10 protein-coding genes are annotated in these 12,303 nt (G+C 72.1%); 2 read left to right on the top strand and 8 right to left on the bottom strand.

Annotation, left to right across the window (positions count from 1 at the left end):
* Positions 1-32: 32 nt before the first annotated feature.
* Positions 33-980, bottom strand: coding sequence for a LysR family transcriptional regulator (locus CP973_RS25415; RefSeq protein ID WP_167538512.1), 948 nt, complete (start codon positions 978-980; stop codon positions 33-35).
* A 220-nt stretch (positions 981-1,200) separates the two neighbouring features.
* On the opposite strand from CP973_RS25415, the gene CP973_RS25410 reads away from it, so the two are divergent.
* Positions 1,201-2,019: an LLM class F420-dependent oxidoreductase gene (locus CP973_RS25410; protein WP_150245626.1), complete on the top strand. Its 819-nt coding sequence runs from the start codon at positions 1,201-1,203 to the stop codon at positions 2,017-2,019.
* Between the two features lie 54 nt (positions 2,020-2,073).
* On the opposite strand, the gene CP973_RS25405 is transcribed toward CP973_RS25410, so the two are convergent.
* From CP973_RS25405 to CP973_RS25375, 7 genes are read right to left on the bottom strand one after another with little or no spacing between them, the layout of a single operon-like run.
* A complete protein-coding gene (locus CP973_RS25405; RefSeq protein ID WP_150245623.1) occupies positions 2,074-2,418 on the bottom strand; it encodes an STAS domain-containing protein in 345 nt (114 codons plus the stop codon).
* Positions 2,418-4,481 carry a glycogen debranching protein gene (locus tag CP973_RS25400; protein WP_150245620.1) on the bottom strand — a complete coding sequence of 688 codons (2,064 nt, stop codon included), beginning with the start codon at positions 4,479-4,481 and terminating at the stop codon, positions 2,418-2,420. The genes CP973_RS25405 and CP973_RS25400 overlap by 1 nt, the downstream gene beginning before the upstream one ends.
* Positions 4,478-6,346, bottom strand: coding sequence for an AGE family epimerase/isomerase (locus tag CP973_RS25395; RefSeq protein WP_244410001.1), 1,869 nt, complete (start codon positions 6,344-6,346; stop codon positions 4,478-4,480). Before CP973_RS25395 ends, CP973_RS25400 begins: the two co-directional genes overlap by 4 nt.
* A complete protein-coding gene (locus CP973_RS25390) occupies positions 6,343-6,951 on the bottom strand; it encodes a DJ-1/PfpI family protein (RefSeq protein WP_150245617.1) in 609 nt (202 codons plus the stop codon). The genes CP973_RS25395 and CP973_RS25390 overlap by 4 nt, the downstream gene beginning before the upstream one ends.
* A gap of 55 nt (positions 6,952-7,006) precedes the next feature.
* The gene (locus CP973_RS25385) at positions 7,007-7,462 is read right to left on the bottom strand and encodes a hypothetical protein (RefSeq protein WP_150245614.1); all 456 of its coding nucleotides are present in this window, start codon (positions 7,460-7,462) and stop codon (positions 7,007-7,009) included.
* 30 nt (positions 7,463-7,492) lie between these two features.
* Positions 7,493-9,112: a thiamine pyrophosphate-binding protein gene (locus CP973_RS25380; RefSeq protein ID WP_150245611.1), complete on the bottom strand. Its 1,620-nt coding sequence runs from the start codon at positions 9,110-9,112 to the stop codon at positions 7,493-7,495.
* 23 nt (positions 9,113-9,135) lie between these two features.
* On the bottom strand, positions 9,136-9,963 hold the full coding sequence (locus CP973_RS25375; protein WP_150245608.1) for a type 1 glutamine amidotransferase domain-containing protein: 828 nt from the start codon (positions 9,961-9,963) through the stop codon (positions 9,136-9,138).
* Positions 9,964-10,316: 353 nt separating this feature from the next.
* Between CP973_RS25375 and CP973_RS25370 the strand changes: the two genes are divergently transcribed.
* A complete protein-coding gene (locus CP973_RS25370) occupies positions 10,317-12,293 on the top strand; it encodes a maltotransferase domain-containing protein (RefSeq protein WP_150245605.1) in 1,977 nt (658 codons plus the stop codon).
* Positions 12,294-12,303 lie beyond the last annotated feature (10 nt).

Here is a 12,303-nt window from a genome sequence, read left to right as displayed (position 1 = left end):
TACGCGTGCCGTACCGGCCCCGGCGGCCGGGCTCAGCCGGAGCCGACGGTGTCCCGCACCGCTGCCGCCTCCGGGCGCGGGGCGGCGGGCTGCCGGCGTCGCTCCCGTACGTACTGCGCGGCCATCGCGAGGAAGGCCTCCACGGCGGGCCTGCGGTCCGACTTCCGCCGTACCAGGGCGACATCGGCGGGCGGCAGGTCGTGGATCGGGACGAACGCCACGTCCGGGCGGGCGTAGAAGTCCGCGGTGGACTGGACCATCGGCGCGAGGCCCTGCCCCGCGGCGACCAGCGACAGCACTTCGTGCACCGTGGCCACCGGGTGGCCACGGTGGATCGGCTTGCCCGACGGGGTGCGCGGCGGGGACTGCGCGTCCCACCAGTAGCGCGGCGCGTTGCCGGCGGCGGAGAAGACCTGCTCGCCCGCCAACTGCTCCACCGAGATGGACTCCCGGGCGGCCAGCGGGTGCCCGAGCGGCACCGCGAGCGTGCGCGGCTCCGTGGACATCGTCGGCCCGACCTGGAGGTCGTCCTCCCGCACCGGAAGCCAGTGGCTGAGCACGTCGACCTCTTCGCGCCGCAGCGGACCGAGCGGGTCGGCGATGTGCACCTCCCGCAGTTCGGCCGCGCAGTCGGGGTACCGCGCGCGGAACTGCCGGACCACTTCGGGCACCACCATCGTCGCGCACAGGAAACCGACCCGGAGACCGCCGTCGACACGGCGGGCGCGCGCACGCGCCTCACCGATCGCGTCGTGCATCTCCTGGAAGGCGGGGGCGATCCGCTCCCGCAGGGACGCGCCCAGCGCGGTGAGCCGTACGGCCCGCGTCGTGCGCTCGAACAGCGGGCCTCCCACCCGCCGTTCGAGAGAACGGGTCAGCTGGCTCACCCGTGCCTGCGAGACCATCATCCGCTGTGCCGTCCGGCCGAAGTGCAGCTCCTCCGCCAGGTTGAGGAAGCATTCGATCTCCCGGAAGTCCATCGCTCCTCCCACCCCACGGATTCCCCACCGGAACCGCCACGGACCGCCGGCGCGGCGGCACGTCACGCTCCAGGACACTCGTACCGGCTCCACCGTCCCGCAGCGGTGTCCTGACGTGCAACCGCGGCACACCTCCTCGCACACCTGAAGCGGCGGTACGCGCGCCGCGGCGGCCAGGGAAGCCCCGTTCGGCCACCGGGCCGGGTGGTTCACTGGGCGCATGGAGTTCGCCATCTCGACTTTCGTGACCGATGAGGGAATCCGCCCCGACGCGCTGGGCCGGGCCCTGGAAGAACGCGGCTTCGACGCGGTCTTCCTCGCCGAGCACTCCCACATCCCGGTGGGGAGCCGAACCCTGGACGGCGCCGCGCTGGAGCGCAAATTCCACCGCACCCTGGACCCGTTCCTCGCCCTGACCGCGATGGCGTCCGCGACGACGCGCCTGCTGCTGGGTACGGGCATCGCGCTGCTGATCCAGCGGGACACCCTCCACACCGCCAAGGAGGTCGCCACCCTCGACCTGCTCTCCGGCGGGCGGGCGCTCCTGGGGGTCGGTACGGGCTGGAACCGGCAGGAGATGTCCAACCACGGCACCGACCCCACCACCCGCGGCGCCCTGCTCGACGAACAGATCGACGCGTTACGCGCGCTGTGGACCCAGGAGGAGGCCGAATACCACGGCAAGCACGTCGACTTCGCCCCCGTGTACATGTGGCCGAAACCCGTGCAGCGGCCGCACCCGCCGGTCTACATCGGCGGCCACAGCCCGGCGGCCCGCGCCAGGTTCCTCGCCCGCGGCGACGGCTGGATGCCGCTCGACGTGACCCCTGACGACATCCGCGAGGTGCGGGCCGAACTCGCCCGGCGGGGGCGGGACAAGGCGAACATCACCGTCCCCGGCAACGACGTCGAGACCTTGCCCGCCTTCGCCGAGGCCGGGGCGGACCGGGCCCTGCTCGCCCTGGAGAGCATGCCCGAGAGCGACACCCTGCGCCGTCTCGATGAACTGGCCGAAGTGGTCGAACGCTATCGGCGGTGACCCCGGGCGGCGGCGCCGGCCGCCGCCCGGAGGGGCGGTGCCGGGCAGGCGCACCTACCCGGCACCGCCCTCCCCTGAGAACGGCGGAAGCCGGTCGACGTAGGCCACGGTCGGCTCCAGTCCGCCCTGGCGCAGTGCTTCGCGGATCGCGGGCCGCGCCCCGTCCACGAGCACATCGGCCCGTGCGGACAGGCGCTGCTGCGCCAGGGCGAGACAGCGCACACCGCCCGGCGTGATCGAGGTGAGTTCCTGCGCGCGGACGACCAGCCGCCGGGGGCCACGGGCCACCGCCCGGTCGACGAGCGAGCGGAGCACGGGAACGTTCTCGTCGGTCACCGCGCCCACCACGGTCAGCAGGACGGTGCCGTCTGAAAAGCCCAGGTAGGCCTCACATGCCATCAGTTGTTCCTTCCGGTCGGCAGGGCGGTGAGCACCACGAGGGAGTGCTCGGCCACGGACAGGGGGCCGGCGGGCTCCAGCGGTTCCTCCTCGCCCGGCGGGTGCGCGCCCACGCCGTCGGCGGCACTGTCGGCGAAGACGTGCCAGCGCGTCCCCGCGGGCGCGGGGGGCGGCTCGACCGTCATCGGGTGGTCGTGGGAGTTGGCGGCCAGGAAGACGGCGTCGTCCTCGCCCCGCGCGGTCCGCTCGTACAGCAAGGCGCACAGGAGCAGCGAGTGGGCGGACCAGTCCGGTTCCCACGGGCGCCGGCCGTGCCAGCTGACCGGGGGGTGGACCCAGCCGGCGGGCGTCCCGTCCGCCGGGAACCGGGCGCGCCGCAGCAGCGGGTGCGCGCGGCGGAAGGCCAGGCACCGGCGGACGAAGGTGAACAGGTCCGCCTCGCGCTCGCGCAGCCCCCAGTCCACCCAGTTCCACGCGGTGTCCTGGCTGTAGGCGTTGTTGTTTCCCCGCTGGGTCCGGCCGAATTCGTCCCCCGCGGGGAACATCGGCACCCCTTGGCTCAGGAGCAGCAGCAGGAAGGCGTTCCGCGCCTGGCGTCGCCGGAGCCGCCGTACGACCGGATCGGCACTGGGCCCCTCGGCCCCGCAGTTCCAGCTGTCGTTGTCGGCGATGCCGTCCGCCCCGCCCTCGCCGTTCGCCTCGTTGTGCGGGCGGTCGTAGGCGGACCAGTCGGCGAGGGTGAAGCCGTCGTGGCAGGTCACATAGTTCACCGAGGCGGCCGGGCCGCGGTCGGGGAACAGGTCGGGGGAGCCCGTCAGGCGCAGGGCCAGATCGGCGGCGGTGCCCGGGCGGCCGGTGAGGAACCGCCGTACGGTGTCCCGGAACCGCCCGTTCCACTCCATCCAGCGGCCGAAGGCGGGGAAGGCGCCGACCAGGTCGGCGCCGGTGGCGTCGGTCGCCTCGGCGATCAGCTTGCAGTCGGCGAGCACCGGGTCCTCCGCGATCGCTTCGAGGAGGTACGGGCGGTCCTGCAAGGCGCCCTCCCGGCCGCGCGCCAGAATCGGGGCCATGTCGAAGCGGAAGCCGTCGACGTGGAACTCGTGGGCCCAGTACCGCAGGCTCTCCAGGATCAGCGAACCGGTGCGCGGGTGGGCGCCGTTGACGGTGTTCCCGGTCGCCGTCAGGTTCAGATAGCTCCCGTCGGCCGCCCGCAGGTAGAAGGCGTCCTCGTCCAGGCCGCGGAAGCCCAGTGCCGGGCCGGCGGGCCCGCCCTCACCGGTGTGGTTGAAGACCACGTCCAGGATGATTTCGATGCCGGCCCGGTGCAGTTCCCGCACGAGTTCCTTCAGTTCCCGGGCGGCTTCCGCCGGTTCGGCGGCGTAACCGGCCTTGGGCGCGAAGAAGCTCACGGGGTTGTAGCCCCAGTAGTTCCGCAGCGGCGCCCCGGTGTCCGGTGCGTGGAAGGTGTTGTCCGTCTCGTCGAACTCGAAGACCGGCAGCAGCTCCACGCAGTTGATCCCCAGCTCCCGCAGGTAGGGGATCTTCTCCCGCAGTGCCGCGTAGGTGCCGGGTGCGGGCACGCGCGCGCTGGGGTGCCGGGTGAAGCCGCGGACGTGAACCTCGTAGACGACCAGGTCCTGCGGCGCGATGCCGGGCCGCCGGTCCTCGCCCCAGGCGAAGTCCCCGGAGGCGGCGGACGGCAGCGCGGAACGGTACTCCGGACGCCGGCCCCAGTGTTCCGCGCCCACCAGACGCCGGGCGTACGGGTCGACCGGCACCGTCTTCCCCTCCTCCTCGCCGGCGCCGAAGACCCGGTAGGCGTACCGCACCGGCCCCGGCTCCAGGCCGTGGACCGTCATCGTGAAGACCGCCCCGGTGCGGTGAGCCCGCGGGAAGGGGATCTCCCACTCCGCGTCCCCCACCGTGAGCAGCAGATGGACGGCCTCGGCCCGCGGGGCGGAGACCGCGAAGCGGATGCCGCCGGGAACCGGGTGCGCGCCGAGCGGCGTCGCGGCGCCCGGGCCCACACGCAGCGCTCCCCGCACGGGCACGGCAGCCCTCATCGCCGGTCCTCCCGTACCGGAACGAGGCGCACCCGCACGGTCAGCCGCTCCTCACCGGCCGGCAGGGCGACGGCGAGGGCCTCGGGGTCGAAATCGTGGTACGGCATGCCGTTGACGGAGACCCGGTCCAGCCGGACCCGGTCGGGGGGCAGCAGGTCGGGTGCGACGCGCAGCACGTTCTGCGGGTACCGCGCCCCCTGGTGGGGACGGAACCACAGCTCCAGGGGCTCGTGCTCGTTGAGCAGCCGCGTGTACACCTCCGCGAGGTAACACAGCTCGGCCGTGTGGTACATGCTCATGGCGTGGCTTCCCTTGAGGCGCTCGTTGCCGACGAGATACGGGATGCCCTGGGCGGTGACGGTGGCGTGGACACCTCCCTCGTCGTGGTCGAGGAAGAAGGCGTTGTAGAACGCGGCCGCCTCGCGCGCCTGCTCCAGGAACCGGGCGTCGCCGGTGTGCCCCGCCAGGATCAGATAGGCCAGGACCGCCTGCTCCTGCTGCCACCACGCCTTGCGGTCGTGCCAGACGAAGGCGTGCCGCCCGTGTGCGTCGGGCCGGCGTTCCAGCAGGTCGTACCAGCCGCCGCGCCGCCGGTCGCGCCCGACGGCGGGCAGCCGCCGGGCCAGCCGGTGCGCCAGGTCCCGGTACTGGGGCTTGGGCAGCAGACCGTGCATGCGGGTCAGGTTCCAGGCGATCTTCAGGTTGTGCCCGACGACCGCACGGTCCCGCTGCCAGCCCCACGTGCGGTCCGGGCTCCAGTCGCCGTGGAAGCGCTCCTGGACGAACGGGCTGTCCGGGTCCGGCATATGGGCGGTGATCATGTCGAAGGTGTGCTCCAGCATGCGGGCATGGCGTTCCTCGCCCGTCGCCAGATACAGGTTGATCAGGTAGGCGGGGGCGTGGTCGCCGATGGAGTTCCAGTTCTTGCGGGAGCGGTTGCCCCCCAGCGCGGGGTCGTGCGGGCTCAGGCTCACCGGATCGATGTGGGAGTAGTGGCCGCCCAGGAGACGGTCGGCGAAGTGCCGCTCGAAGAGCCGCACGGTGCCTTCGATGTCGTGCAGCAGCCGCGGGTCGCCGGTGACCCGGTAGGTCTGGGTCAGCCCGACCAGGGCGTAGATCTGCTCATAGGCGGGGACGGCCTGGTGGTCGTCGCCGAACTCGGAGGCGAACAGCTTGCGTTCGCGGCTCCCGGACCGGTCCACGCCGTGGTACCAGTACAGCACCCCGGATTCCGGGTCGTGGAAGCGCAGATGGTCGTGCAGGTACCGCGATCCCCGCTCGGCGACCTCCAGGAAGTCCTCGTCGCCGGTCATCATGAAGGCGGTCGCCATACCGTAGACCAGTCGCGAGATGGTGTCCGTCTCCTGGACGTGGTGACCGCTCCGGCCGCCGCCGGCACGGATCTCCGTACGGTAGTGGTCGAAGTCGGCCGGTCCGGTGCCGAACTGGGCACGCCGGTAGAAGCGCGCCAGCTGCCGCAGCTGCTCCACCCACCAGCCGGGGGTCTCGAAGGCGAACGCCCGGCCGCCCTCACCCGCCACCGTCAGGTGCCCGGCCTGGTAGGAGAAGCCCCCTTCGCGCTCGGCGTGGACCGGGCCGTGACTGAACAGGAACCGACCCGGGCGCAGCACCTCGTGCAGCCGGCCCGAGACGTCCTCGTACGGCGCGCCGAGGTTGCGCAGCAGCTGCGCGGAGGTGGCACCGGTCAGGCGCAGGGTCAGCGGGCGGCCGTCGACGCACCGCAGGCGGATCCAGTCGCTGCCGAGGTCCACCACGGTTCCGGCGACCGTGTCCGAGAAGGAGAAGTCCGTGCCCGGGGAACCGGCCTCCGCACCGGTGTCCCGCACGTCCGGGGCCCTGGTCACCGGACCGCCGCCTTCCCGGGCGCGGAGAGCAGCCCGATGACCGCGCGGGCCAGCAGGTGGCACTCCTCGACGGTGCGGCCGGTGACCAGGTCGCGGTCGACGACCAGGTCCTGGTCCAGGTATGCGGCGCCCATGTTCCGCACATCGCCGATGAGGTTGTTGTGGCAGGTGACGGTGCGGCCGGCCAGCAGCTCGGGGGCGGGCGTGGCCAGCAGCAGCCCGTGGCAGGAGAACGCCTTGACCAGGCCGGGGAGGCGGAAGGCACGGCGCAGTACGGAGACCGCGGGCGCTTCCTCCCTGGCGTGCTCGCTGTACCGCAGCCGGTCCGCGACCATCCCGGAGGGCACGATCAGCGCGTCCAGGCGGGCCAGTTCGGCGATGTCCAGGCTTTCCAGGTCGCCGTCGACCTCCAGGGGCGCCCGCTGCTCGTGCCCGGTGAAGGTGAGCGCGGGGTTGCCCCACAACCGGGTGAACAGTGTGACCTCGGCGCCCTCCTCGGCGAAGCGCCTGCGGTAGTAGGTGATTTCGTCCTCGACGAAGTCGCTCTCCATGAGAATGCCGATGCGTTTGCCGGGCAGCCGGGGCGTCGGCGCGGTTCCGGTCATTTCTGTCGCTCCTTGTCGGTGGGTACGAGGCGGCGGCGCCGTGGGCCGGGACCGTTCACGCGGCCAGGCCGGCAGCGGCTTCCGCGGGCGGGGGCGGCCACTCGTGCACGGTCAGCAGCCGCACCCGCGGCCCGCCCTCCTGCTGCACCAGGGACCAGAATTCGGTGAACTCGCGGCGCCGCGCGCACGAGGTGCCGTGCGTGCCGCCGGACCGTCCTTCCCAGACCGCGTCGACCTCCGCCTCCGCGTGCAGCGGTGAGCGCAGGCGGACGGACATGTTCTTGATCACGAGGCTTTCGCCCGGCTGCGGGCCGCGGCGCGCCGCGTACCAGGAACGGAAGTCGGCGGCGGTGCGCAGGGTGTGCCCGGGCAGGTGCACCGCCAGGCCACGGTCGGCCAGATACGGCACGAGGTGCTCGCTGTCGCGGCCATCGGCCGGCGCCGTGTGCCACAGGGTGATGACCTGGCGCACCGACGCCTCGGACAGGGTGCTCGTCGGGAGCGTTGCCATGGTTCAGCTGTCTCCTTGGTGTGCGCGTGGTCAGTCGATGACCAGGTCGACGAGGAAGGGGCCGGGGTGGGCCCACATGGCGGCCACCGCTTCCTCGATCTGGTCGGTGCGCTCCACGCGGCGCCCTGCCACGCCCAGCGCCGCGGCCAGGTCCGTGAAGCGGATGGCGGGGCGGGAGAGGTCGAAGGCCTGCGGTGCCGCGTGGGAGGGCAGCCCCACCTGCCGCCAGTACTGTTCGATGTTGTGGTCCAGCAGCCGGTAGCGGCCGTTGTTGCAGACCACGAGCTTGGCGTCGATGCCGTGACGGGCCGCCGTCCACAGCGCCTGGAAGGTGTACATACTCGCGCCGTCGCCGGAGAACCCGACCACGGGCAGCTCCGGGCGGGCCAGTTTGACGCCCAGGGCACCGGGGATGCCCACGCCGAGCGAGCCGCCCCGGGTCTGGAAGAACCGGCCGGGCGTGCGGGGCGGGAGGTACCGGGCCAGGGGCGCGCCGGCGGTGAGCGCCTCGTCGAAGACCACCAGGTCCTCGGGTGCCCGCTCCGCCAGGTGCCGTACGAAGCCGTCGAGCACCGGGTCCTGCGAAGCGCGCGCCGCCGGACGGCCGGTGCCGGGGGGAGCGGGCGGCACGGCGACCGCCCGGTCGGGGGACTGCCGTGCCAGCTCGGCCCGAAGGTCCGCCAGGGTCGGCCGCGGGTCGGCGACGATCCCCAGGTCCACGGGGAAGTTCTTGGCGATCTCGTAGGCGTCCAGGTCGATGTGGACGATGCGGGCGTCGTCGCGGAAGGGGCTGTGCAGGGAGGGGAACACCTCCGGGAAGACGTACGTCCCCACGATCAGTACGCGGTCGGCCTCCGCCACCACCCGCTGGCTGTCCTCGCCGAACATGTGGCCCAACTGCCCGCCGTACAACGGGTGGGTGGTGTCGAAGTTGACCTCCGAGGAATTCACCCCCCACACCTGGGCCCCCAACACCTCGGCCACCGCGCGCAACTGCTCCTGCGCGCCCGCGGCCGCCACCCCGTCGCCCATCAGGATCAGCGGCGCGCTGCCGCCGAGCAGCAGCCGGGCGGCCTGTGCCGTCAGCTCCGGCTCGGGTGCGGTACGGGTCCCGGGCAGCGGGGTCGGCAGGGCGGGCTCCGTGGTGACCTGGTCCATCACGTCCGCGGGCAGCACCACCACCACCGGGCCGCACGGCGGCGTCATCGCGATCTTCGTGGCGCGCCGCAGCACGCGAAGGACCGACGAGGGGTCGATCACCCGCGTCGCGTACTTGGTGACCGGCTCGGCCATCCCCACCAGATCCGCGGCCATCTGGGCGTCCATCGCGTCGTACCGCACCCCGGCCTCCCCGACGAGGACGACCAGCGGCGTGTGTCCGCGCATCGCCTGATAGAGCATCCCGATGCCGTTGCCCAGGCCGACCCCGCTGTGGAGCTGGACCAGGGCCGGCCGCCGGGCGGCGCGGGCGTACCCGTCCGCCATTCCGACCGCGACGCTTTCGTGCAGCGCGAGGATGTAGTCCGTGGCCGCGTTCGACCCGGCGTCCAGGAATCCCTGCTCCACGGTGCCGGGATTCCCGAACATGTAGCGGATGTCGTCGACCGCGAACTGCTCGAACATCGCGGCCTTCCCTGGCCTTGCTCGCATGACTGACTCCTAGTGCCTCGGTGTTACCAGCCGTACCGGCGCAGACCGTTTTCCAGGACCTGGACCAGCAGTTCGCCGGAAAGGACCGAGTCGGGGGTCGAACGCGCGGTGATGAAGGGATAGTCGACGATCACCGAGGTTTCCTTGCCGACATTCCCGTGGAATTCCCCGTCCGGCCCGGTGGCATCGCGCAGGATGTACTCCAGCGGGTACGGCGGCGGACCCATGTTGAAGTCCACTCCGACAAAGCCCGTGCCGTCCTTGTAGTCGTACTCCTTGGGGTGGCCGGTGACGTGCCGGCCCGCCAGCAGGCTCGCGCGGGATTCCCAGTCGCGGGCGAAAGCCAGCGCGGCCACGCCGTAGCACTCCGCGAGGACGGGCTTGTCGGCCGAGACGAATCCCAGCAGCAGTTCGTGCAGCCGTTCGTTGTTCGCCAGGTCTACGATGGGGCCGCTGCCGCCCACGATCACCAGGGCGTCGAAGCTGCTCACCAGGTCCGAGACGGCCGTGTCCAGGTGCCGGTGGTACTGCTCCAGGTCCCGCAGGTGGTTGATGGAACTGAAATAGGGCCGCTCGGGAATGAGGTCGGCCAGGCTGAGCGGGTGGTTCAGCCGGTCGGACGCGTCCAGCGCCTGGGCGCGCCGGGCCATGTCGCGGGTGGTCACCGAGCGGCCCAGGGGCGGGTCGACGTAGTGCGGGTCGAGGCTCGGCGGAAGCGCCTGCGGGCGCTTCCCGGTGGGGGTGGCGAAGGTCGTGCGGTAACCGCGGGCGTCGAACGCCTCCACGGGACCGACGAGTTCCTCCCCCCAGTAGCCGAACTCGGAAAGGATGACGAGAACACGCTTGCTCACCAGTGCTCCTTGGTCGGATCAGCGGGTGGACCGCTGCCGGCGTCCGCCCCGACGGCGCGAATCGACCGGCAGCAACTCCGAGTGAACGGGACCCGATTACCGGCGGCAATGCGTCGCGGTGTCCGCGGCCGGACTCCGCCGACTTGACGATATGCGCCCGGCCGGGCCGGTGCCGGTGCCGCCGGGTGCGCGAAGCCAAAAAACCCGCGCCCGCCGGATTGCAGACGAATTCCAGGCGTCCGGACGAAGTGACCTGACGTAGTGAGAAACAGTGCTGGCTCCCCCTTGACCGGAGCCTGCATATTGGAATCTCCCCGGAGCTGACCGGAGAATTGTCGACGGAGGGGATCCGTATGACCGGGCGAATCGTCATCGAGAAGGTATTTCCGGCTGCCGGCCGGAGCAGCGGTCCGGCCAAGGCAGTGGTGGGGGAGCTGTTTCCCGTTGCCGCGACCATCTGGAAGGAGGGGCACGACGCGCTTGGCGCGGTGGCCGTTTGGCGCAGTCCCGAGGGCGACGAGAAACGCGTCCCGATGCGGCTGACGGACGAGGGGACCGACCGCTGGCAGACCGGCGTCACCGCGCATTCCGTAGGGGAGTGGACCGTACGGATCGAGGCGTGGCGGGACCCGTGGACCACGTGGTGCCGAGCGGTGCGGACCCAATTGGCGTCCGGCCGGACGGCCGGTGAACTGGCCAACGACCTGGAGACCGGGGCGCGGTTGCTGACGAGGATGGCTGCCCTGTGGGACGCGCACGACCACAGGTGCCGCACCGGCCTCCTGGAGGCGGCGGGCAGCCTGCGGGACACCCGGCGGACACCGCGGCAGCGCGCCGCGGCCGCCCTCGGCCGGCGCGTACAGCATGCGGCACGACAGCGCCCGCTCCGGGAACACGTGACCTCCACCGCGCCACACCGCGTGTGGGTGGACCGCCGTCGCGCCCTTTTCGGCGCGTGGTACGAGATGTTCCCCCGCAGTACCGGCGGCGTGGACGAGACCGGCCGCCCCGTGCACGGCACCTTCGCCACCGCGGCCGCCGAGCTGCCGCGGATCGCGGCGATGGGCTTCGACGTCCTGTACCTGCCGCCCATCCACCCGATCGGCACCGTGCACCGCAAGGGCCGCAACAACGCCCTCACCGCGGACGCCACCGACGTGGGCTCCCCCTGGGCCATCGGCTCACGGGACGGCGGTCACGACGCGGTCCACCCCGCCCTCGGCGACCTGGCCGGCTTCCGCGACTTCGTGCGGCAGGCCCGCGCGCAGGGCCTGGAGATCGCCCTCGACCTGGCGTTCCAGGCCGCACCCGACCACCCCTGGGTGACGGAGCACCCCGAGTGGTTCACCACCCGGCCGGACGGCTCCGTCGCCTACGCCGAGAACCCGCCGAAGCGCTACGAGGACATCCATCCGCTCAACTTCGACGACGCGCCCGAGACCCTCTACGCGGAGCTGGAACGCGTCGTCCGGTTCTGGATGGAGCAGGGGGTGCGCATCTTCCGCGTCGACAACCCCCACACCAAACCCGCCGACTTCTGGCACCGGCTCATCTGGCGCATCAAGGGCACCGACCCCGACGTGCTGTTCCTCGCCGAGGCGTTCACCCGTCCCGCCGTGCTCAAGGGGCTGGCCCGCCTGGGGTTCAGCCAGTCCTACACCTATTTCACCTGGCGCACCGGCCGGGAAGAACTCGCCGATTACCTGCGGGAGCTGGCCGGGGACGCACATTTCCTGCGCCCCAACCTCTTCGTCAACACCCCCGACATCCTGCCCGTCCACCTGCACCACGCCGGTCCCCAGGTCTTCGCCGCCCGCGCGGCGCTGGCCGCCACCGCCGCCCCTGCCTGGGGCGTGTACGCGGGCTTCGAACTGTGTGAGAACGTCCCGCTGCACCCCGGCAGCGAGGAATACCTGGATTCGGAGAAATACCAGCTACGGCCCCGCGACCCGGCCGCGGCCCGCGCCGCGGGCACGTCCCTGGAGTCGTGGATCGCGCTGCTCAACCGCGTACGGCGGGAGCACCCGGCCCTGCAACAGCTGCGGCACCTGCGCATCCTCGACTGCGACAACGACCGGATCATCGCCTACTCCAAGCACGACCCGGTCAGCGGGGACACGGTGCTGTGCGCCGTCAGCCTCGCACCGGACCAGCCCCAGACAGGCGTGATCACGCTGGCCCCGCACGTCGAGGGGACGGCGCGCGAAACGGACGTCCACGCGCACGACGCCCTCACCGGGCGGCAGGTCCGGCTGGGCAAGGAACACCACGTCCGCTTCGGCCCCGGCCACGGCGTCCTGCGCGTCCTGGCCTGGAACAGCCATGAGTGACCGCAAGGAC

Origin of the sequence: Streptomyces albofaciens JCM 4342 (assembly GCF_008634025.1) — a bacterium.
Taxonomy (GTDB): Bacteria; Actinomycetota; Actinomycetes; order Streptomycetales; family Streptomycetaceae; genus Streptomyces; species Streptomyces albofaciens.
This window is presented reverse-complemented; position numbering and strand designations above follow the sequence as displayed.

Bases quoted from the DNA above. Each gene is read 5' to 3' on its own strand.
- CP973_RS25415 (WP_167538512.1), bottom strand. From the start codon at position 980: ATGGACTTCCGGGAGATCGAATGCTTCCTCAACCTGGCGGAGGAGCTG.
- CP973_RS25410 (WP_150245626.1), top strand. From the start codon at position 1,201: ATGGAGTTCGCCATCTCGACTTTCGTGACCGATGAGGGAATCCGCCCC.
- CP973_RS25405 (WP_150245623.1), bottom strand. From the start codon at position 2,418: ATGGCATGTGAGGCCTACCTGGGCTTTTCAGACGGCACCGTCCTGCTG.
- CP973_RS25400 (WP_150245620.1), bottom strand. From the start codon at position 4,481: ATGAGGGCTGCCGTGCCCGTGCGGGGAGCGCTGCGTGTGGGCCCGGGC.
- CP973_RS25390 (WP_150245617.1), bottom strand. From the start codon at position 6,951: ATGACCGGAACCGCGCCGACGCCCCGGCTGCCCGGCAAACGCATCGGC.
- CP973_RS25385 (WP_150245614.1), bottom strand. From the start codon at position 7,462: ATGGCAACGCTCCCGACGAGCACCCTGTCCGAGGCGTCGGTGCGCCAG.
- CP973_RS25380 (WP_150245611.1), bottom strand. From the start codon at position 9,112: ATGCGAGCAAGGCCAGGGAAGGCCGCGATGTTCGAGCAGTTCGCGGTC.
- CP973_RS25370 (WP_150245605.1), top strand. From the start codon at position 10,317: ATGACCGGGCGAATCGTCATCGAGAAGGTATTTCCGGCTGCCGGCCGG.